Origin of the sequence: Bradyrhizobium sp. LLZ17, assembly GCF_041200145.1 — a bacterium.
GTDB lineage: Bacteria > Pseudomonadota > Alphaproteobacteria > Rhizobiales > Xanthobacteraceae > Bradyrhizobium.
Genome location: NZ_CP165734.1, coordinates 4,324,032 through 4,344,478, shown reverse-complemented (window position 1 = coordinate 4,344,478; position 20,447 = coordinate 4,324,032). Strand labels below are relative to the sequence as shown.

Here is a 20,447-nt window from a genome sequence, read left to right as displayed (position 1 = left end):
CGTAAGTAGAATATCTCTTTATCGGAGCAACGGTGACCATCGCTACCAACAACGAGACTCGGAACGGCAGTGTTGACACCAGTGGCGACGGGGGGATTCACCATCACCGATAACAATATTTGGGAGGGCGACGTTTACAATCCAATTCGAGGATCTTAACAATCGCACTTGGACCCCGACCGCAGCCGGGGCTTCAGATCGAAGAACGATCGCTCGAGTACGCTCGACGCCACGGGGCCGGTCCATCGTGGGGCAACGTTTCTCAGTCTCGCCCCCGAAAGAACAAGGAACGAGTTCGGCGGGATGATGTTCGTCCGTAGGCCACGCGCAAATGCGCGGCCAGTCTGCCTGACATCACATTGAAGCGCGGTGAGATCGATCTGCCCCGCGTCGACTGTCGCATGGGGCTAGAGTGGCTGGTCTTGAAGTAAGCCCCGGGGAGCGCTCGGCCGCCGCTAGACAATCCGGCAGCGCTTGCAACGTCGCAAGATCGACTCGGCCCCCATGCTGCCCTGTACCGAGGCCAGAAAACTCGTGACTTCGAGTTGTAGCTGATCGGATTGCGATGACAGCGCGTTCGCCGCATCGAGTAGGCGCCTGGCGGCGCGGCTGCCCTCCTCGGATGCCCCGTTGATGCTGACGATGCTGATGTTAACGTGTTGTTTTCAATTCGCCTACTCTCAACCGTCTGTCTTGATGCAGGCTGCGATCGCCTGCGGGTCTATGGTCAGCCAAGCACGGAATTGCGTAGGTGGGTGAGCCCGTGATTGTCATCGGACCGTACCACCAGAACGGCTGGAACGGCAGTCGTCCGGTCGGCTGCATTGGCGGATGCCGCCGCCAGTATCGCCTGCTGGCCATTCCACCAGGGCGGACACGCCACGGCGACCAACTCGGCAGCGTCAGGCGCTCGGAGCCATAGTGCTGCGAGGACGCTCCAACTTGCGATGAGCAGCGCGGTCGCATTCAGCGTCGGCTTGTGCTTTGAACGATTTGCCCGGATCTCATTTGGGCAGACTATCGCGACGAAGCTAACCGACGATAAAGCTAGACGTTCACGAGCTGCTCGGCGCCCGATTTGGTTGCGAGGATAGTGCAACAGTGCACCAGTATTGCGCGACTTAGCTGGCTATCGCACTGCTCCAGTCACTTCTGTTGAGGCTCTTGAGGCCGTTTCTTAAGCTCAGGATCGTTGATGCGAGTTCGGTCGCCGGGACCGGGCGGCTGAACAAGTATCCCTGCGCCTCATTGCATCCTTCGGCCTTCATCTGGTTCAACTGCTCAATCGTCTCCACTCCCTCCGCCGTCGTCGTCATGCCGAGGCTCTTCCCGAGGCTGGTGATGGCCCGGACGATCAATTTCGATCCCTTTGTCGCCGTCGCGTCGCGGACGAACGATTGGTCGATCTTGAGTTTGTCAAATGGGAAACTACGCAGATAGCTGAGCGAGGAGTAGCCGGTACCAAAATCGTCTAAGGCGATGCGCAGCCCACGCGCCTTCAGCTCATGCAGTGTGGCGATGGTTTCGGCGCTATTGCCAAGCAGAACCGATTCAGTAATTTCGAGCTCAAGCCGGTGGGGCGCCAGCGCCGAAAGCTCGAGCGCTTTCGCGATGACGGCCGCAAGCCGTGGATCACGAAACTGAGCGGCCGAGACATTGACCGCAATCTTGAGCTCGTTCGGCCAACTCGCGGCCTGTTCGCAGGCACGATTGAGCACCCATTCCCCAAGCGAGGCAATGAGGCCAATTTCTTCGGCGACAGGGATGAATTGATCGGGCGGCACCAACCCTCTTTCCGGATGTCGCCAGCGCAACAATGCCTCAAAGCCGCTGATCCGATCCATCCGCAAATCATAGATAGGCTGGTAGAACAGATCGAATTCGTCCCTGTCCATGGCTTCGCGCAGGTCGATTTCGAGGGCTCTTCGGCTTTGCAGGCTTGCGTCCATTGCCGGCTCGAAAAACCGCCATGTTCCCCTGCCGTCCATTTTGGACCGGTACAACGCCATGTCCGCGTTTTTCAGCAGCTTTTCGCGCGTCGTGCCGTCATCCGGCGCCAGGGAGATTCCGGCGCTGCAGCCGACGATGACCCGATGTCCATTCAGCTCATAAGGCGCTCCGACATGCTCCACGACACGCCGGGCCAAATGCTCGGCTTCGTCAGCGTTTCGGACTTCAGATTGGATCAGCGCAAATTCGTCGCCCCCGAGGCGCGCAACCGTATCACCCTCTCGGACGCACGCGCTTAATCGGGCCGCAACCGCGCAAAGCAGCGCATCACCCACCGGATGTCCCAAGGTGTCATTGACCTGCTTGAAATTATCTAGATCAATACAGAACACGGCAAATCCTGCACCTCGGCCCGCCTCTGCAACAGCTTGTTCGATCCGCTCGGCGAACAAAGACCGGTTTGGCAATCCCGTCAGAGCGTCATGCCGCGCCATGAACGCGATCTGAGATTGCGCCCTTTGTTGTTCGGTCACATCTTCACAACTGATGAGCCAGCTGCCGTCGGATGTGGAGCGATGGGCGATCGAGACAACGCGGTTGCCGCTGAGCTGCTGAAGGTAGGAGCCGTCTTTCCCGCGCGCCAACAACTCCTCGCTTTCCGCGCGAAGGTCGGCCACCGTCTGGCTGCCATGATTTCCGGCGGCAACACTCAGGCGGAGGACGTCGTCGAACGACATCCCTGGAAGCACAAGCTCCGGCGAAATGTCGAAGATCTCGCAGAAGCGCCGGTTGACAACCTGCAGCCGTCCTTCTCCGTCATAGAGACAGAGGCCTTGCGACATATGCGTAAGCGCCGCATCCAATCGCAGATTGGTCGCATGCAGCTCAGCTTTCTGTTGCTTCAAACCGCTGATGTCGCTGTAGACGAGAATGACCCCGCCTTCCTGGGTCGGGCTACAGCTGACCCGCAGCCATGTTCCGTCCGGGAGCTGGGCCTCGCTCTCCACCCCTGCGAACTCGTTAGCGTCCTCTTGGAGCATGAGTTCCGTTGAGGGCTGCGCGCCGGGCGCACCGGCCGTCCGCAACGGATGGACCAGCTGCGGAGAGCAGCGAATAAACTCGCTCGCTCTGGAATTGGCTAACGCGATCTCGCCGTTTTGGTCCAGGAGGACGACGCCCTCACGCGAGTGCTCGAGCGCATCGGAAAGCCGCGCTTGCGCCGAACGCCGCTGCGCCACCTCCCGGTCGACCATCGCCTTTATGTTGTCCCGCATTCTGCCCATAGCCGTCAGGAGCGTACCAAGCTCGTCGCCACTGCCCTCTGGAATGCTTGTGTTCAAGTCGCCATCGGCGATGCTCCTGGCCGCTTTGGATGCTATAGCGACGGGACCAATGATCCGCCGCGCCAACAACCAGGAGAAAAGACCAGAGAGAACAAGCGCGATGGTCAGCCCTGCCACATTGAGTTGTAGATCCCGGTTGATCGCAGCCAGCGCTCGCTGGCGAAATAGAAATCCATCCCCGGCCGTATAGTTCACCAGCAACTCGATCTGCTGGTTCACAGTATTGGAATATCGATCAACGCCGTTGATCTCACGACCGCTCGCTTTAACATTCCCAGCTTCGTCAGCAGACGTCTGAAATTGAGGCCGATGAAGCGCGACCCAGGCTTTTGCCGCTTCCTGGACCTTGGCGGCTGCTTTTGCGGCGCGCGCGGACTGTGACCGCTCGGCCGCAATGGTGACGTCTTCCGAAAGCGACTTGGCCAGCTCGTCAATTTCGGCATCGAGCCGCGCATGGACCGTCGGGTCTTTTGTGAGAAGGCGTTGTGCAGATGCCACGCGCATCGCGGCGAAATCGGCGCCGGCCGCCCGCGCATAGTTGATCGACATCAGTGACTCGTCGAAGGTTTTCGCAACCAGGTCACCGGCGTGCCGGATGCCGAGGGTGGCATACCCTCCCAATGCTGCTGCAATCGCACTCATTGCAAGGCAGAACATGAAGATCGCGGTTCTGATCGAACCGCGCGCGACAAGCCGCGGCAATCGAGCGATTATCGACCGAAAGGTCTCGAGAACCGGTTTCAGTTGACGCGGAACGCTGTCGACGAAAGGACTCATCACAGTGTCTTTCGCTGTAAACAACTCATCGCAAACATATGTGCGGATGCCGCTGCCCCCGCCTAAAATTTCCCTAGTAATGGCTGCAAGGGATGCGGAAATCGTTAAGATCAACCTGTGACAAGTATGGGGGTACTCACGCGGCTCGAAAGGGTCGAGCCCAAACGGATTCTTGGTAAAGTTGAAGTTTCAGCGGGGTTGAAATTATGACGAGGCTTTTCCCTTTGCGTGCGGGCGAGCTCGCTTTTCAGATCACGGCCGCAATTGTGGGGGGACTTTTCGCAGGAGCCGCTTTGGGCGCGGCCCCTTACACGATCTCGCAAAAGGATCGAGAATTCAGGCCGCGAGAAATCATCATCAAGCGCGGCGAGACTTTACGCTTCGTTAACGACGATGGCGAGCTCCTACACCACGCCTATTTAAGCGCGGACAGCTTTAATTTCGATACCGGTGACCAGCAGCCGGGCAGCCAGTTCGAGGTGGTTTTTTCCGTGCCTGGCGACTACACCGTGCTGTGCGGCATTCATCCCAAGATGAAGCTTGGCGTGCACGTGACCAAGTAACAGGCCTAGAGAATTGTCGTGTTGAAGATCGCGGCATGGCCAACGTAATAGGCGAGCAGGGTGACCGTCAGCGCCGCGCATAGTCCTGCCGGGGCGAGCCACGGAGCGCGACGGTCTGACTCGGCCTGGCGGGTATCGGAAACGATCGCGACCAGGACGACGATGATCGCGGAGTGCCCGATCACATCAAGCTTGCCGAATTCGAAGCACGCGCTGATAAACATGCCGAGCAACATAGCCCCCGCAATGCGCCGGACCAGCGGCGTCCAGGCCAAGGCGAAAGCGAGGGTGAACTCGACCATGCCCGCGGCCCGCATGTAGAACTCGCTTTCGAACCCAAGCGTGATGCCGGGATGCTCGATCAGGAGCGGAAAACTCCATTCCGGATAGGCCCACTTCTCAATCGAGGCCCACATCAACGTGACGGCGGTCGCATAACGCACCACATCGAGCGCCGAAATGCCGAACAGATCCTTTTGCAGCCCGGTGAGCGCGAGGTAGGCCGCAAGCCCCAGAAAGATCGGATAATCGGCCAGATGGAAGGTACCGTAGTCCCGCACGGCAATCGCAAACAACAGCGCGATCCCGGCCGCGGATAGCGGCATCGTACGACGCGACAGCAGGCCGGCGGCGACGGCGAGCTGCAAAGGCCCGACCAGCGCGGACGTCGTTTTCAGTTCGGGGGTCAGGATAATACCTCCGACCGCCCAGAGCGAGACGAAGAAGAACCCGCAAACTGCGCGCATTATCAGCTCGGTATGCAGCTCCAGGTTCTCCGTGAAGCGGTTCAGCGAGCGGGCCATCAGCTCACCCAGAGACGTCCGCTCCACCACGCAGCCGGAAAAGAACCAGAGCAAGGCAACGCCCAGGAGGAGCTCAAAATCCTGGCACAGAACGTTCTCGAGGCCTCGCGGCTGACCCGCAGCGTCGTAGGCACAGAACCATTTGACATGAGCGGCTGCCTCGTGAGTCCCCAGGATCCAGAAGCAGAATCCGGCGATGGACGTGGCAAACAGGTAGATTGCTCGGGATGCCGAACCGGCATCTCGTCCCAGGGGCCTGAACATTTCAAAAAACCGCCCGTCCTAAAGCACACCCTTAACGATTTATTCACCTTAGCATAGATTTTAAGGTTCGTGGCGTCCGTCGCAGCTGCTGGTTGTTTGGTGGTTAATGGGCCGCGCCGGGGCAGAATTACATGGCCAGGCCAACCGCAAATCCTTTCAAACTTTACGGATTTAGATGACGGGCCTTCAATCCGAGTGGGCGTACAGAAAGAAGGACAAGCGGATAGTTGGAGCTTCCATGTTCGGAGCGTTAAGTGCGGCAGGTGTGGCGGTGGGCTCGGTGCTGACCCGCGGCGCAAAGCGGTACGCAATGCGCACCGAAGCCCTTGAGGCTTGGACAGGCGCACTTCTTATCTTCGGCTTCGGCCTGTTGGGGTCGGCATTGCCGCACCTCCTTTGAGCCCCTTCTCGGCCGCCGCGATCAGGCCCGCTATCCGGGCGCCTCGGGGAAAGGCGCGGTCGGGGTTAAGGCGGTAAGCGTCCGAAGAAAGGCGATCAGATCGGTCTTTTCGTCCGCCGTAAGATGTAGCGGCCGGATCGACGGCGATCGGCTTGGACGATCAATCCCGCCCTTGTCGTAGAGTTCGATCACCTGTTCGAGCGTTGAGAGCGATCCGTCGTGCATATAGGGCGCGCGGCGCGCGACATCGCGCAAAGTCGGGGTCTTGAAGGCGTAACGCAGCTTTTGCGATGTCGGAAACAGTCGGCCTCGCCCTATATTATCATCGCTTGCGGTGCCGATATCCTGGAATGATCCATCCGTAAAAGACGGCCCGCTGTGGCAGCTTGAGCAGCGTCCTTTGCCGTTGAAGATCTCGAATCCTCGTTTCGCCGGCGCGCTGATCGCGGCGTCATCCCCCATGATCCACCGATCGAATGGCGCTTCGCCTGCGACAATGGTGCGTTCAAAAGTTGCCAAGGCGGCTTCAATCCTGGGGCGCGTAATCGCACGATCTCCGAACGCGCTTGCGAATGCATCAGCATAGGCCGCTGCGGCGGAGAGACGGTCAATCAGCTCCGGCTCGGTCAGGTTCATGTTGGCGCGGCCAGTGATCGGACCAAACGTGACGGCCTCGATATCCCTGAACTTTCCGTCCCAGCCTAGCGGCTCACCAAATGCCACATCGATCAGAGTGGGCGAGCGCAATGGCAGGCCTTTTGGGTCCTCCCCGATCGCACGCGCATGGCCATCACCCCATGAAAGCGACGGGTTGTGGCAAGTCGCACAGGAAACGGTGCGGGACCTCGAGAGCAGCGGGTCGAAGAACAACATCTGCCCAAGGCCCGCTTTCGCCGCGGAGTAGGGATTGGCATCCGGAAAAGGTATGGTCGCCGGCCGACGATAGCTGGCGCGGATCTCAGCAGCCTCGCCTGATTTCTCGGCGGACCACCAGGCCAAACGCTGGCCTAGCGGCAAAATCGCCGCAAGCAAAGCCAAGCTGACCCACACCTTCATCGGCTCCTCGGAAGGAAATGCCGCCTTTGTATATGAAGTGTTGGTCAACGAAGCTTTAACGAATGACGGCAGGTTCGAACGGCGCGCGCCGACAGTGGACTGAAGACTATGACCGCAAAGGCGCTGCAAGAGGCAAAGTTGATCATGCTCGGATTAGTCCGCGCGACATGCCAACAGGCAACGGCGCATCCAGCACGCACGCAGGGTGGTTGGTAGCACCGCGTGGGGCCCGGCCAATACGGTCCAATCGTGCTCTCGCTGGGCGATAAAACTGACGCGTCTCGAAGAAGCTACTTGCGATGACCATGTACATGAGGCCACCACGCGCTACAGCTCCCGCCCCGCGCATCAAAGCACAAGTGTCATCAGCGACTTGGGTGGCCTTTCAAAATTCAACCTGATTGTAGGTTGTTTTTCCTTTTCCCGTTTGCGAACCTCGACAGCCCTGCGCCTGTCGCGGTTGGTAACGGCACTTGAGCGCCGCGCCTCGCGGCGTTTAGTCATTTAGGTGGGGGTGCTTTGGGAAGTCCGGTGAGCATTCTGATTTTCCACGCCCCGCCGTCGCCGACGTATGTTGCCGTCCAAAGCCCCGTCTCGCTAATGGCTGCACCAGATGCGGCCTTTCCGCTCGTCTGGTACTCACCCATCCCGATCATAGCGTCGGCGCCCACCGCCGCTGCCTGCTTCACCGTGATCTCTATCCGGTCGATACCTGCCTTAAAGGCCTCCGCATAAAACTGAGCAACATCCGTGTGCGCGCCTGTAGGGTTCACGAACACGCCGTCCTTGGTGAAAAGAGCGCCTATGCCAGCACTATTTTGCTTGTCGAAGTTCTCTGTAAAAGAAACAGCAATTTTGACCACTTCCTGATTGCTCTGATCATCGGCGGCAGTTGCTGGCAGGACAAGTGAAGCCAGCAAAAAAAGGAGGACGTAAAACAATCGCATGGCGCCTCTCCTGAATGAATTAGAAAAAGACCGACCGCTCGTCGGCGGCAAAGCCTATCACGTCTATTAGAAAATGATCCACGACGAGATGTGCTGCACCACACCATTAGAAGGCTTGGGCAATTTTCTCTCATGGCGTAGCTCCCATCGACCACCACTTACGACCAATGAATTTGGAAGCGGCGGCGAAATTGATGGAGAAACCGCTGCTCTCGCGGGCGAAATTGCTGGAAACTCTGGAGACGACCTTGGGCCACCGCGCACTTCGTTAGGCGAAAACTAGGATAGTTCAGTCTATGACATGCGATCCAATGGCTTGGCAGGGGCCATCGTTGCCTGCTCCATCCGTACAATTGAGCCTACCACAGGCTTCCACGAGGCAGGTGGAGACCGCATAGACGCGTTCGGGCGCGGTGCGTTCGACATCGCGCTCACGCTCGCCGGGGCAGCGGAGGGAATGGTCGGTCGAGAAGGACCTCATATGTTCTCGTGGCTACGCGACAATCCGCAAGCCAAAGAGCGGTTCTCAGACAGAAAGCAATGGATTGCGCTGCTGAACCGAGAGCGCGATTGGCTCAAGCATGGTGGTGATGCGCAAATGGAAATCGAATGCGCGCCTGCCGCCTTCATGATCGCACGGGCCGCATCAAAGCTGGAAGCATGGACGCCGAAAATGGAGGCGTTCAGGGCTTGGTTGATGAGGCACGTGGAGGAGATATAACCGAGGGGGAGAACTATCGACGGCGCGCACACCTATCACTCGTTGTATGTGGCCGTTCATGCGGCGCACACTGAGGCGCCGCAGATTTGGACCGTTAGTCATTGCACTAGAATATTGACCTCAATCATGTCCGCGAAGCCATTCGCTTGGCACAGCGTGACGGAAGCTGCCTTGAGAAAGTTTCATGACGTAAAATATCGGTACCAAGCTGGGCACGGTATCACGCGGGCGCATTTGAGGCCTCGGATCGAGACCGTACGAGAACTGTTGGACCGCAGCGAGCCAATGTCTCAAAACGAGTTCATCGAATATTGGTTCGCACACGACAGAACGGTCCTGTGCGCAATAGGCGAGAACAAGGCAACTGTCCCAAAGTTCATAGAGATCGAAAACCACGACGGATCGCTGTTTCCATCGACGCGGATTGCGTGGCGACATGGGAAAAAGGAGCGCGAACTGTTAGAAGCGCTTTACAAGCGGTTCAGTGGGTTCTCCGCACCCGCATCACGGGATGCTTAGGTTAAGGCCTTCTAGGACAAATGCTCAAATGGGGAAGCCCATAGTTGCTCCCCCTGGCCCGCGGGCATGTGAAACGCGCCGTAGCACTGCGTTAGGGGCTGGGGGCCGCCCGCCAAGCCTTTTTATAACCCCGGAGCAAGCGCGCCTGCGCCGCGTGGGCCCCGGCCTGCGAACTGGCGTTCCGGGGGGGCGTGCGGGCCGTTAGGTACCGGACCGGGCGTTCGTCGCACCACGGGGCCGGAATCCGGCCAGGCGGGGCCTCTGGCGCAGGTGGTCAGGCACCCGGCCGGGGGGCCCTTTTGTGGCTGCGGGGCACGCGGTGTTGCACGTACGAGCGGGACCGCGCCTCGCCGGTGGACGGTGAGCAGAGCTGGAGTTGCATGATGCACTCGCTCGGCTCGGCATCCAGCAGCGCCGAGCATCGCATGCTGTTGGGGGGCGCGCGTGGCCTATATCGAGGACAACGCTCGGCGAACAATTGCAGCACGGCCCGCAATCATTTTGCGGCCTCGGGGTACAGCGGCTCGCCGGTATCGTTGTCGATGACGATGAGCTTCGTGTTCCCGGGCACCGCGCACAATTTGGCATAGTAGTCTGCCAGTTCCTGCGGACTCATGTTAGTCTCGGCCTTGGCCCTGATAATGGTGTGCTCGACGTCGACGTCACCCGTCACCTTGGCTTGCAGCGGGATCAGGCGGCCGAGGAGAGTCGTGAATGTCTCCGGCCTCTTGTCGGCGAGGAACGTGAGATAGCCGACGAGGCCCTTACCGTTCGAGTGCTTGCTCTTCTCCGCAGCAAGGATGATCGCCTGCTTGATCTCGCGTGTCATCTTATTTTGCGTCCCCTTCTGACGACCCCCAAAGCGTTCGCCCTTCTTCGGAATCTTCAAGCTGGCTGTGTGGCCGCGTGGCATCGTGTACCGCCTGTCTATCCTCTAACTTAGTTGGAAAGCTACCGCACGCGCGCTCCAATTGACTTCTGTCGTGCCTCGCCCGACCCCCGCTTCCGTCCAGCACCACCTCGCTGTGCCACCTCTTGGCTCAGATCGATCCCATTGATTATTTCTGATTTTATACCAAACCTTGCTCACCGCAAAATCTGCATTACCGCAATAGTGGGCTGCACGGGTACAGCACTACATACGCGCACGTGGAGTGCTAAATGTGTGCGTGTGTGGAAGTAGTGTTGTAGTGTTGTAGTTACGTGCATGTGTATATAAGCGCGTACTTTTGCTACAACTCTGTGGCAACACCACAACGGATAAAACCGCGGCTGGCCCTCTGCAACGCTTGTATGGGTGTTGTAGTGATACACGCGGGCGTGGCCTTTTAAGCAGGCCCCTGCGGCGGCGGTATGGGAACGCGCCCCGTACGCACGGGCGGCCCTCCGTGCCGCTTTGGCGGCGCGTGGCGGCGGCCCGGGGCCGCGTCATAACCCCGGCTCAGGCATGTCGGGCACGGCTAATTCCGGGGCCTCATCGACAGCGTCGCTCGGGACCCACCAACAGCGTGTGCGCTTGTTCTTGATGGTGAGGCCCTGCGGCCCCCCGCCCAAGGCCCTGATCCACCCGGCAATGTCCTTGCGGGCCACGTTGCGCATCCTCTCGATCTCGAGGAATTTTTCCAGTGGACCCATCGTGAAGTAGCGCCGCCTGCTTTTCTCGTCCTCCCATGGTGCGCCGCGCAGCAGATCTTCCCGCTCTCTGCCGCGCATCCGGTTCGTCAGGAATGTCTCCAGCAACTCTCTGAACTGGCCCTCGCGCGTCGTGTCCTCGTCCGCCTGCTTCTCGGTCATCTTGGGGATAGCGTCTCTCAGGGTGTTCGCCCATGTGACCGGCTTCACGGGCGGGAAAAACACGTTCAATTGCCTGAAACACTGGGTTACGAACCGCTTATAATCAGTGATGTCCCTGGGGTCCGTTATCGTCATGGTACCGTTGCTGCCCCGGATGCGTACATTCCAGGTCGGTTCCTCCGAGTTAATCTTTTCCAAGCTGACGATGACAGGGATATCACCGATGCCCTCATCCGCGTCGATGATCGCTTTCAGCTTTGCGATTGAAGGCTTGGTCATGCCGCGACCTCGCCGCTGAGTAAGCGCCGATATAGTGTGCGCCAGCGACGGTCGTGCCGATCTGCCCGCCAGAAGATAGTTTCGACCCTGATCGACCGTAATTTGCGACAGTAGCGCCATTTGCGCTCGCACGCGCGTGCCTCATACTTCGACGACGACCGGGACCACTCATCGAATAGCGAATAGCCAGCCTCGCCGAGCGCTGCGCAAATTGCTGCGCCGATGCGATACCAGAGATCGTAATCGTCGCTGGGAATGACGGACAGCGCGACCCTGATCTTTAGCTCAAGATCCTCTGCCGACATCGTCGCGTAAACTGGCGGGTTGTCTTCGGGAAGCAATGAGACTCCCTTCCCAGCATCTTTCAGCACAATGGCTCGTAACTTTGGATCGAGTACGATCGCCTTCAGGACGTGACTTCTTACCGCCACGAGATCGAGCAGCCACTTGGGCGCGTCGGCGATGAGGGCGTGGTTGATCCACTTGTACTCGCCACGTTTGGGCCTCACGGACGGCGGAGCGATGACGAATCCACCGTTGCCCCGAACGTCGATGCCCGGCCCGAGTTTTGACACGCTGCATGGGATCGTGACGTCGGGTGGCTGCTTGAAATAGTAGTGCTTCGAACCTGTCGGCGATTCGGCCATGCGTGTCCGTGGCAAAGCACCGTACCGCATCTCCAGCTTCATCAGGCTCTCGCGGCCCTCCTGATCATGACCATCGGGCGTATCGACGTCAATTACGAACAGCCCGTTCATTGGCCCCGTAGGGAGGCCGATCGCAGCGTGGGGCCATCTACGCCAGTACTCCGATATCTCATCCGGGTCCTTCGTGTAGCCCCACGGGTTGCCGTTGCTCTTTCCGGCGGACGTGTGACTGAGCTTCTGCTTCTTGGCAAATTTGGCGGGAAAAATGAAATAGCCGTATTTGGCATAGTCTAGCATGGTTGCGATGAAGCCCTTCATTGGAGGCCCCACTTGCGGAGTCTGATCTGAAGTTCCGGAACGGCAGCACAAGTGCTCGAGCCAGATGCGCGGAGGTCGCCGTTCAGCGTGGTGTATAGCCCGACTTCGTCCCCGCAGCCGGGGCACTTTTTCACCCACCTTCCGCTTTCGTTTCGCGTAAAGTCGAGATTCAACGCCGCAGCTCTTAAATTGTCCGCCTTCTGCGTCTCACGCTCCGCCCTGGCATACTGCGCCTCACGGCATACGTCCCAGATGGCGTCATTGTCGGACTGCTTCTTTTGATAGCGTGTGCTGTTTGCGGAGCTACCCGGTGCCCCGACGGTTGTTGAACTCGCGGCGGGGCGTTTGTTTGTGCGTGTCATGATTTCACTAGGCCTCCACGCGCCGCGTGACGGCGGTACGCATCAGGCGCGCTTTGAACTGTTCAAGAGCGCAGCGAGATCGATAATTCTTGTTGCGAATCTTGATCGGAGGCGGGAAGCCCAACGTCGGATCCATGGTCCAGCGGTAGAGCGTCATTAAGGTGACGCCGCCAAACTCCTTTGCGACGATTGGGTCCGGCACTAGCTGTTCCGGGGGTAGGTCAGTGTTCGGTGTCTTTTGCATGGTGTTTGGACCGGTTGTTAACGGTGCCAAACAATGGCAATTGGGTGCCCAGCAAACTACCGCGCGACTCCTGCTATCTGGCGCGTAGAATTCTTTTCCGTCCCGGCTTGTGCTTGCCGCTTGGCTTGGCGGCGGCTAGCACTGCTTCGATGGTTAAGTGTACTGATTTCTCTGGAAACAACATCTTGCAGATGTCGACAGCGAAGTGTTCGGCACTTATACCGGCCTGGCTCTCATCACGTGTTCGCTTTACCTTGCCGTACTGCTTGCCCCAAAGCGCCCGAATGCGCCGCGCAAAATCAACGCTCGCCTTGGCTGCATCAAATTTCGGGCGCTGGTATCTCTGTGGCTGCTTGGGCGAGAAAATGAGATCTGCAAGCTGCGGATACAGTTTCCGCAGCTCGCTGGGATCGCCGGTCCGCGCTAGCCAAATGGCCCATTCTTCCGACACTATAAATTCATTAGTTTTGTTGTCATAATGGATTTTCTGGGAGAACGACTTGTATAGCTGTTCGGAGATCTGATCATGCAGCCAAAGCCGCATATGTTCTTCCCAAGCACACTTCTGGCGCTCGCTTGTGTTGGGAGCCAGCCGAAATAATGCTGGTGCACTCGCGTTCATCGCCGCCTGTTCCCTAGGGGCACCACGTTTGCCACGCCGCCGTCGATGACGCCCGAAACATGTTGCGCCCATCGCGCCAGGGCCGCTTTCTTTTCGGCGCTGTATTGTGCACGGTTGTAGACGCCGGCCACGCCTGCCTTAGCTCCGCTAATATGGTTTAGCGCTGCTTCGACAATGTGCGGTGCAATACCAATTTCCGCCATACCAGTCGCGGCGGTTCGCCGTAAATCATGCAGACGCCAATGTGGGATCTTCATTCTGTCGTCCATGCGAGCTTTAATCTTTGACCAGCCACTCACGTGGGAGATTCCGTCCGTGGTCGAGAAGATGTAACTCTGCCCCGCAGCAGTGTCAGTCTCTCTCACGTTACCCAGAATTTGCTGCGCAAGTGGCGCTAGAGGAACCAAATGTGGTCGCCCGTTCTTGGTACGCGCGCCTGGGATACTCCAAGTCATGCGATCGTCGCTTAGCTCGCCCGATGTCATCCCAGCGACCTCATTGAGTCTGCAGCCGGTCAGCAGTAGGAGCTTAACGAGTGCGCCGAATTCCGCACGCTCGGCGCTAGCAGCCGACCAGAACTTGGCGATTTCGGCGTCAGTCAGCACGCGGTCACGCGCTCTCGGCGTGTCGGGCCGGTGGACGCCGGTGCATGGATTAAGGCTGATCCTACGGTGCTGCACGAGCCACCTGAACATTCGAGACAGGCAACTTAACATGGCGCGTGCCCGTGCTTCAGTCAGTCCATCACTCCGCCGGGCTAAGCCGGGTGCTCCATTCCGGCGCGTCTCATCGACCACCCCGTAAATATCGTGGCCGTCGATTTCGGCTATTGGCCGCTTGTTCCATCGATCTGCGAGGCCTTTTGGAATTAATGTCAGGTCCTTAGGTCGAATACCGAGGAGCCGCGCTTGTTCTTCCCAGCGGCGGGTCTTCTTGCTCGCGTATTGTTCAACAAAATCTCTCGCAGCTGCACTGAAGTATTGGCCGCGCGATCGAGAGTGGCAGCGCGACGCCGTTCTCGGTCAACCAGGTATGCAGCGCCGGGGTCACGACCCTGTGCTATTTGGTGGCGCAGCTCTGCTACCAGGAGGTGCGCGGCGGCGAGAGTAAGATGGCCGCCTATCACCGGTTTGGTATCGGGCTCTTCCAGTTTATTATCGCGCTCTTGACCGTCCCGTTCGAACACTGAACCCAACACCAATTTTGCTGTGCGCTTGTCTGGTCGACGATAGCGCAAGGCCCAAGATTTGGCTCCGCTGGGCTGCACGACGAGATGCAAACCCGGGCAGCCACCATCAGGTATTTCGCGGCGTTTTTTGCCGGGGCGATAGTTCTTCACGGCGGCTGCCGTTAACGTCTTGGCCATCGCTAACGGTCCTCAGCAGGGTAACGTCTGGGTAACAAAAACGGGCAGTTATGTTCTGTTAGCCTGTGTTTGTAACTTAACCCAAATGGACAAAAAAAGCCAAAAAAACAATGGGTTTTGTCGTTTTCCGGGTAGCGCTTTGTTTGTTTGAGTTAGCCAGTGTTGCGCTGAAATGGCTGTTTCCTAAACCGTAGGTCGGAAGTTCGAGTCTTCCCGGGATCGCCATTTTGTCATGGGCCATCGCCCTTCTTTCCCACGCTCCACCACGCAAAAGTTGCTAGAATCGGGAAACTCCCTCCTAGCCTCGCCGACATGTCGGCCGCGCCTCACTGCCCGATCCGGAGACGACAATGCCTTCGACTTGATCCTGCGCGGCGGCCGTGTGGTCGATCCGTCCCAGAGGCTCGATGCCGTGACAGATGTCGCCTTTACCGGCGGCAAGGTCGCTGCGGTCGGCGGCGGGCTCAAGGCGGATCCGGGCACCGAGGTGCGCGACGTTTCCAGCTACATCGTCACCCCCGGGCTGATCGACCTTCACACCCACGTCTATTGGGGCGGCACCTCGCTCGGCATTGATGCCGAGGAATTCTGCCGCAACTCCGGCGTCACCACCTCAGTCGACACCGGCAGTGCCGGCCCCGGCAATTTCGCAGGCTTCCGCAAGCATGTGATCGAGCCGAGTCAGGTCCGCATCCTCGCTTATCTGCACGTCTCGCATGCCGGCATCTTCGGCTTCTCGCACCGGGTCATGGTCGGCGAGAGCGAGGAATTGCGGCTGATGAATCCGATCGAGGCGGCCAAGGTCGCGGATGCCAATCGCGACCTCATCGTCGGCATCAAGGTGCGCGTCGGCCTGCATGCCTCGGGCACGTCGGGGACGGTGCCGCTCGACATCGCGCTCCAGGTCGCAGACGAGGTCGGCATGCCCCTGATGGCGCATATCGACCATCCGCCGCCGAGCTACGAGGAGGTGCTGGCGCGCCTGCGTCCCGGCGACGTGCTGACCCACGCGTTCCGGCCGTTCCCGAACACGCCGGCGACCGCGCAAGGCACGGTGAAGAGGGCGGTGCTGGACGCGCGCGAGCGCGGCGTGCTGTTCGATATCGGTCACGGCAAGGGCTCGTTCGCTTTCAAGACCGCGCGCGCGATGCTCGCCAACGGCTTCTATCCGGACACCATCTCGTCGGACATCCATCAGCTCTGCATCGACGGCCCGGCCTTCGACCAGGTCACGACGCTGTCGAAATTTCTGTGCATGGGCATGCCGCTGTCGGATGTAATCGCAAGCTCGACCGTCAACGCCGCCATGGCACTGCGGCGGCCCGAGCTCGGCAGCCTCAAGCCCGGCAGCGTCGGCGATGCCACGCTGATCTCGGTGAGGGAAGGCCAGTTCGACTATGAGGACGTGGTCGGCGAGCACCTGATCGGCGACCGCAAGATCGTCTCCGAAGGCGTCGTCGTCGGCGGCCGCTGGTGGCATCCGAATTAGGTGGAGCGCAACGCGTCGGCCGAATTTCGCCTCTTCCCGCTTGCAGCAGGGCGACCGCATTTAAGAGCGGGCTCCCCGCGGCCTATCCTTCGAGACGCCCGCTTTGGCGGGCTCCTCAGGATGAGGGCGGAGTGCGCGGTCAAAGTTTTCAGCGGGCGCCGATGCCCCTTAGCCTCATCCTGAGGAGACCGCGGAGCGGTCGTCTCGAAGGACGAGGCGCGCGCTCAAAAGAATCGGCTCAGTCGGTCTGTCCGAGTCGCAAATATCTTTCCGCCAAGGTGAGGACGTTCGTCGATTTCCTCGCTACCGACAAGCGGATGAGATAGCGACTATAGCGATCTTGCAATCAGCAGCTTCATGATCTCGTTGGTGCCGCCGTAGATCTTCTGGATGCGGGAATCGATGAAGATGCGCGAGATCGGATATTCCTGCATGTAGCCGTAGCCGCCGAACAGCTGCAGGCATTCGTCGGCGGTCTGGACCTGCTTGTCCGAGCACCAGTATTTCGCCATCGACGCCGTGACGGTGTCGAGGTCCTTGGCGATCAGTCGCTCGATGCACCAGTCGACGAAGACGCGCGCGATCATGGCCTCGGTCTTGCGTTCCGCGAGCGTGAAGGCGGTGTTCTGGAAATCCATCAGCGGCTTGCCGAACGCCTTGCGCTCCTTGGTGTATTCGGTGGTGAGCTTGACCGCGCGCTCCATCGAGGCGACGGCGCCGACCGCGAGCGCCAGCCGCTCCTGCGGCAATTGCTGCATCAGCTGGACAAAACCCTGGCCTTCCTCGCCGCCGAGCAGATTGTCCGGCGGCACCGTGACATTGTCGAAGAACAGCTCCGACGTGTCGGAGGCATGCAGGCCGATCTTGTCGAGGTTGCGCCCGCGCTTGTAGCCGTCCGCGCCCGCGGTCTCGACCACGATCAGCGAAATGCCCTTAGCGCCGACCTCGCCCGTCCGCGCCACCACGACGACGAGATCGGCGGCCTGGCCGTTGGTGATGAACGTCTTTTGGCCGTTGATGACGTAGGAGTTACCCTGCTTTTTTGCCGTGGTCTTCACGGCCTGAAGGTCAGAGCCTGTGCCGGGCTCGGTCATGGCGATGGCACCGATCATCTCGCCCGACGCCATCTTCGGCAGCCAGCGCTTCCTCTGTTCCTCCGAGCCGTAGTTGAGGATGTAATGGGCAACGATGGCGCTGTGCACGGAAACGCCGGTCGTCAGTTCCGGCACCGTGCTTTCGAGATCTTCCAGCACCGCGGCGTCATAAGCGAAGCTCGCGCCCAGGCCGCCATATTCCTCCGGTACGCTTGCGAGCAGCGCGCCCATCTCGCCGAGCCCGCGCCATGCAAAGCGCTCGACCATCTTCTGCTCGCGCCATTTTTCGGCGTGCGGGGCCAGGTCCTTGGCGAGATATTTCCGGAACTGGTCGCGAAAGACATCGAGCTCTTCAGTCATCCAGGAGGAGCGGTAGGACATGGCGGCCTCGATCGTGCTGGCGATGTGTCCGCTCAGCCGTGCCACAAGGCGAGACGCGGGCGCAAGCCCGTCGTGTTGCGACGCCGACCGGAGCTGCCAAAGATCGTGTCTTGAGGCTGCGTCGGCGGATGCCCTATCCCGCCTGCGCGGTCTTGCCGCCGTCGACGACGAACTGGCCCCCGTCGTGTAGGGATGATCGTCCGAGGCGAGCACGAGTGCGAAGGCTGCGATCTCCTCCGCCGTCGCCACGCGCTGCATTCCCGGTACATGGGATTTGGCCCATTGCGCGATGGCGACGTGCCAGGCGGCATCGGGCAGGTTTTCCATGCCGGCGAGCCGTCGGATGAAGGGCGTATCCGTGGTGCCAGGAATCAGCGTATTGATGCGGATCCCGTATTGGGCATATTCGAGTGCTGCGGCCTGAACCATGCCGACAAGCCCGCGCTTGGCGGCGGAATAGGCCGAACGGTTCGCCGTGGTGGCGATGGCGTTGGATGACGACGTCACCACGATCGATCCACCCGTCCGCAGCATGTGCGGAATCTGGTACTTCATCGAGAGGAACACACCGCGCAGGTCGGTATTGATCACATCGTCGAATTCGGCCGCGCTGTACTGGTGCAGCGGCTTTTCGATCGAGATGCCGGCATTGTTGAAAGCGACATCGAGGCGGCCGTGAAGATCGATCGTTTTATCGACCAAGGCCTTGACCTCGGCCTCGTTGCGGACATCGGCGCGGACGAACGTTGCGTTGCCGCCGCCCGCCTTGATCTCGTCCTCAACCCGCGTTCCGCGCTCGACATTGCGTCCACAGAACACGACCTTGCCGCCTTCGGCGGCGAACATCAATGCGGCGGCGCGGCCGATGCCGGAAGTGCCGCCGGTCACGATGACGGTCTTGTCGTCGAAGCGGCGCCTGCCGCTCGGCTTCTGCTGCGGCAGCGCCGCGCTCTGGCCGAGCGCGATGCCGCCGGCCAGGCCGCCGACGGTGCTCGCCAGCATGCCCAGCGCGGCGCCGGCCACCAGATGACGCCGCTTTACGCGCGAACTTGCGGTGCTATGCTGCATTTCGGTCATTTCGAACTCCCGGCTGACCAATCTAAACGGTGTTAAGATAGGTAGTCTGTAATCTGAACAATGTCAAGTTAGCATGACGAAATCGAAAACGCCGCGCGCCGCGCCGAGCCACCGGGCTCCCCGGCCCGAACCCGGCTATCATCACGGAGAGCTTCAGGAGGCTCTGATCGCAGCGAGCGAGGCCATTTTGGCCGAGCACGGCGCCGAAGCTTTTACCCTGCGCGAGGCCGCTCGCCGCGCCGGTGTGTCTCCGGCCGCACCGTCGCACCACTTCGGCAATGCGCAGGGCCTGCTGACCGAGGTGGCGATCCGCGGTTATGATGCACTGGCCGGCGCGCTGCGCGATGCTGCGTCCCGCAAGCAGGGAGCGCGCGAAAAGCTTCAGGCCCAGGGGCTTGCCTATGTCGAATTCGCGCTCAAGCATCCCGGCCGATTCCAGATGATGTTTGCCAACAAGCGCCTCGTCGCCGACGACTCGCGTCTGACGCAGGCGAGCAGGGCGGCCGGCCGCGAGTTCGAGATCATTATCGCCGAGCTCGTCGGCGGGACGCCGAAAGAGGCGAAGATTGCGGCGGCGGCGGCCTGGTCGACTGTCCACGGCTTTGCCAAGCTGGCGCTGGAGGAGAAATTCGGCTCGGTCGGCAGCGAGGCCGGACATCGCGAGATCATGACGACGCTTGGTCGCGTTCTGAATTATCTCTGGCCCGCAAGTGGGGCGCGCCGCTAAGTGCCGATCGAGGGTTGAACGCGTCATGAGGACCAAGGCAACAGAGCTCAAGCTCGACATCGCGCGCATCGGCACGGTCTCGGCGATGCTGACGCGGCCGGAGCATGCGGGGGCCTGCTACGTTCTGGCGCATGGCGCCGGCGCCGATATGCGGCATTCGTTCATGAACGAGGTCGCGGAGGGGCTCGCGGAGCGCGGCATCGCCGCGTTCCGCTTCAATTTTCCCTACATGGAGAGGAAACAAGGGCGCCCCGACCAGCCGGCGGTCGCGCACGCCACCATCCGCGCGGCAGTCGAGGAGGCGGCGCGGCTGTGTCCCGGGCTCAAGCTCGTCGCGGGTGGAAAATCGTTCGGCGGGCGAATGACGTCGCAGGCCCAGTCCAAGGCCCCGCTGCCTGATGTCAAAGGGCTCGCCTTCCTCGGTTTTCCCCTGCATGCCGACAACAAGCCATCGAGTGAGCGCGCCGAGCACCTCGCCGGCATCGCAATTCCCATGCTGTTCCTGCAAGGCACGCGCGACAAGCTCGCCGACCTCGGTCTTCTCAAGCCCGTGGTCACTGCGCTCGGGGCGAAGGCGACGCTGCATGAGATCGAAGGCGGCGATCACTCCTTCGCGGTGCTGAAAAAGTCCGGCCGCACCAATGAAGAAGCGCTGACCGAGGTGCTCGATACGCTCGCGGCGTGGATCGACGCGCTCGCCTGAA

General features: G+C 60.1%; 17 protein-coding genes and 1 pseudogene. 5 read left to right on the top strand and 13 right to left on the bottom strand.

Features of this window, described 5'->3' with window-relative positions:
- Positions 1-1,121: 1,121 nt before the first annotated feature.
- A complete protein-coding gene (locus tag AB8Z38_RS20925; protein ID WP_369719734.1) occupies positions 1,122-4,070 on the bottom strand; it encodes an EAL domain-containing protein in 2,949 nt (982 codons plus the stop codon).
- Positions 4,071-4,273: 203 nt separating this feature from the next.
- Between AB8Z38_RS20925 and AB8Z38_RS20920 the strand changes: the two genes are divergently transcribed.
- Positions 4,274-4,633 carry a methylamine utilization protein gene (locus AB8Z38_RS20920; protein WP_369726555.1) on the top strand — a complete coding sequence of 120 codons (360 nt, stop codon included), beginning with the start codon at positions 4,274-4,276 and terminating at the stop codon, positions 4,631-4,633.
- Between the two features lie 5 nt (positions 4,634-4,638).
- Here the strand turns inward: AB8Z38_RS20920 and AB8Z38_RS20915 are convergent, their stop codons facing one another.
- The 3 genes from AB8Z38_RS20915 to AB8Z38_RS20905 form a co-directional block, all read right to left on the bottom strand.
- Positions 4,639-5,700: a hypothetical protein gene (locus tag AB8Z38_RS20915; RefSeq protein WP_369719733.1), complete on the bottom strand. Its 1,062-nt coding sequence runs from the start codon at positions 5,698-5,700 to the stop codon at positions 4,639-4,641.
- Positions 5,701-6,130: 430 nt separating this feature from the next.
- Positions 6,131-7,156, bottom strand: a complete 1,026-nt coding sequence (locus tag AB8Z38_RS20910) for a cytochrome-c peroxidase (protein WP_369719732.1) — start codon at positions 7,154-7,156, stop codon at positions 6,131-6,133.
- Positions 7,157-7,656: 500 nt separating this feature from the next.
- Entirely contained in the window at positions 7,657-8,103 is a 447-nt protein-coding gene (locus tag AB8Z38_RS20905) for a DUF4440 domain-containing protein (RefSeq protein ID WP_369719731.1), read from the bottom strand.
- A gap of 301 nt (positions 8,104-8,404) precedes the next feature.
- Here AB8Z38_RS20905 and AB8Z38_RS20900 point away from each other — a divergent pair, with 301 nt between their 5' ends.
- A complete protein-coding gene (locus AB8Z38_RS20900) occupies positions 8,405-8,824 on the top strand; it encodes a hypothetical protein (RefSeq protein WP_369719730.1) in 420 nt (139 codons plus the stop codon).
- A 1,015-nt stretch (positions 8,825-9,839) separates the two neighbouring features.
- On the opposite strand, the gene AB8Z38_RS20895 is transcribed toward AB8Z38_RS20900, so the two are convergent.
- The 7 genes from AB8Z38_RS20895 to AB8Z38_RS20865 form a co-directional block, all read right to left on the bottom strand.
- Positions 9,840-10,172: a hypothetical protein gene (locus AB8Z38_RS20895; protein ID WP_369719729.1), complete on the bottom strand. Its 333-nt coding sequence runs from the start codon at positions 10,170-10,172 to the stop codon at positions 9,840-9,842.
- Positions 10,173-10,771: 599 nt separating this feature from the next.
- Positions 10,772-11,416 (bottom strand): hypothetical protein, encoded by a 645-nt coding sequence (locus AB8Z38_RS20890; protein ID WP_369719728.1) that lies wholly within the window; start codon positions 11,414-11,416, stop codon positions 10,772-10,774.
- Positions 11,413-12,381 (bottom strand): bifunctional DNA primase/polymerase, encoded by a 969-nt coding sequence (locus AB8Z38_RS20885; protein WP_369719727.1) that lies wholly within the window; start codon positions 12,379-12,381, stop codon positions 11,413-11,415. The genes AB8Z38_RS20890 and AB8Z38_RS20885 overlap by 4 nt, the downstream gene beginning before the upstream one ends.
- Positions 12,382-12,750: 369 nt before the next feature.
- On the bottom strand, positions 12,751-12,945 hold the full coding sequence (locus AB8Z38_RS20880; RefSeq protein ID WP_369719726.1) for a hypothetical protein: 195 nt from the start codon (positions 12,943-12,945) through the stop codon (positions 12,751-12,753).
- Positions 12,946-13,060: 115 nt separating this feature from the next.
- Positions 13,061-13,609, bottom strand: coding sequence for a hypothetical protein (locus tag AB8Z38_RS20875; RefSeq protein WP_369719725.1), 549 nt, complete (start codon positions 13,607-13,609; stop codon positions 13,061-13,063).
- Positions 13,606-14,214 carry a site-specific integrase gene (locus tag AB8Z38_RS20870; protein ID WP_369719724.1) on the bottom strand — a complete coding sequence of 203 codons (609 nt, stop codon included), beginning with the start codon at positions 14,212-14,214 and terminating at the stop codon, positions 13,606-13,608. Before AB8Z38_RS20870 ends, AB8Z38_RS20875 begins: the two co-directional genes overlap by 4 nt.
- Before the next feature lie 269 nt (positions 14,215-14,483).
- Positions 14,484-14,975 (bottom strand): Arm DNA-binding domain-containing protein, encoded by a 492-nt coding sequence (locus AB8Z38_RS20865; protein ID WP_369719723.1) that lies wholly within the window; start codon positions 14,973-14,975, stop codon positions 14,484-14,486.
- Positions 14,976-15,336: 361 nt separating this feature from the next.
- Between AB8Z38_RS20865 and AB8Z38_RS20860 the strand changes: the two genes are divergently transcribed.
- Entirely contained in the window at positions 15,337-16,464 is a 1,128-nt protein-coding gene (locus AB8Z38_RS20860; protein WP_369719722.1) for an amidohydrolase/deacetylase family metallohydrolase, read from the top strand.
- 329 nt (positions 16,465-16,793) lie between these two features.
- On the opposite strand, the gene AB8Z38_RS20855 is transcribed toward AB8Z38_RS20860, so the two are convergent.
- Positions 16,794-17,939, bottom strand: a complete 1,146-nt coding sequence (locus tag AB8Z38_RS20855; RefSeq protein ID WP_369726554.1) for an acyl-CoA dehydrogenase family protein — start codon at positions 17,937-17,939, stop codon at positions 16,794-16,796.
- Positions 17,940-18,173: 234 nt separating this feature from the next.
- Positions 18,174-18,785, bottom strand: a pseudogene (locus AB8Z38_RS20850) (SDR family NAD(P)-dependent oxidoreductase); the annotation flags it as partial.
- A 304-nt stretch (positions 18,786-19,089) separates the two neighbouring features.
- On the opposite strand from AB8Z38_RS20850, the gene AB8Z38_RS20845 reads away from it, so the two are divergent.
- Both AB8Z38_RS20845 and AB8Z38_RS20840 read left to right on the top strand, forming a co-directional pair.
- Complete coding sequence (locus tag AB8Z38_RS20845) at positions 19,090-19,743, top strand: TetR/AcrR family transcriptional regulator (protein WP_369719721.1); 654 nt, start codon at positions 19,090-19,092, stop codon at positions 19,741-19,743.
- A gap of 25 nt (positions 19,744-19,768) precedes the next feature.
- Positions 19,769-20,446, top strand: a complete 678-nt coding sequence (locus tag AB8Z38_RS20840) for an alpha/beta family hydrolase (protein WP_369719720.1) — start codon at positions 19,769-19,771, stop codon at positions 20,444-20,446.
- The last annotated feature ends 1 nt before the right edge of the window (position 20,447 follow it).

Excerpts from the sequence above, each read along its gene's own strand:
- AB8Z38_RS20925 (WP_369719734.1), bottom strand. The coding sequence starts at position 4,070 with ATGAGTCCTTTCGTCGACAGCGTTCCGCGTCAACTGAAACCGGTTCTC.
- AB8Z38_RS20915 (WP_369719733.1), bottom strand. The coding sequence starts at position 5,700 with ATGTTCAGGCCCCTGGGACGAGATGCCGGTTCGGCATCCCGAGCAATC.
- AB8Z38_RS20910 (WP_369719732.1), bottom strand. The coding sequence starts at position 7,156 with ATGAAGGTGTGGGTCAGCTTGGCTTTGCTTGCGGCGATTTTGCCGCTA.
- AB8Z38_RS20905 (WP_369719731.1), bottom strand. The coding sequence starts at position 8,103 with ATGCGATTGTTTTACGTCCTCCTTTTTTTGCTGGCTTCACTTGTCCTG.
- AB8Z38_RS20900 (WP_369719730.1), top strand. The coding sequence starts at position 8,405 with ATGCGATCCAATGGCTTGGCAGGGGCCATCGTTGCCTGCTCCATCCGT.
- AB8Z38_RS20895 (WP_369719729.1), bottom strand. The coding sequence starts at position 10,172 with ATGACACGCGAGATCAAGCAGGCGATCATCCTTGCTGCGGAGAAGAGC.
- AB8Z38_RS20890 (WP_369719728.1), bottom strand. The coding sequence starts at position 11,416 with ATGACCAAGCCTTCAATCGCAAAGCTGAAAGCGATCATCGACGCGGAT.
- AB8Z38_RS20885 (WP_369719727.1), bottom strand. The coding sequence starts at position 12,381 with ATGAAGGGCTTCATCGCAACCATGCTAGACTATGCCAAATACGGCTAT.
- AB8Z38_RS20875 (WP_369719725.1), bottom strand. The coding sequence starts at position 13,609 with ATGAACGCGAGTGCACCAGCATTATTTCGGCTGGCTCCCAACACAAGC.
- AB8Z38_RS20865 (WP_369719723.1), bottom strand. The coding sequence starts at position 14,975 with ATGGCCAAGACGTTAACGGCAGCCGCCGTGAAGAACTATCGCCCCGGC.
- AB8Z38_RS20855 (WP_369726554.1), bottom strand. The coding sequence starts at position 17,939 with ATGTCCTACCGCTCCTCCTGGATGACTGAAGAGCTCGATGTCTTTCGC.
- AB8Z38_RS20845 (WP_369719721.1), top strand. The coding sequence starts at position 19,090 with ATGACGAAATCGAAAACGCCGCGCGCCGCGCCGAGCCACCGGGCTCCC.
- AB8Z38_RS20840 (WP_369719720.1), top strand. The coding sequence starts at position 19,769 with ATGAGGACCAAGGCAACAGAGCTCAAGCTCGACATCGCGCGCATCGGC.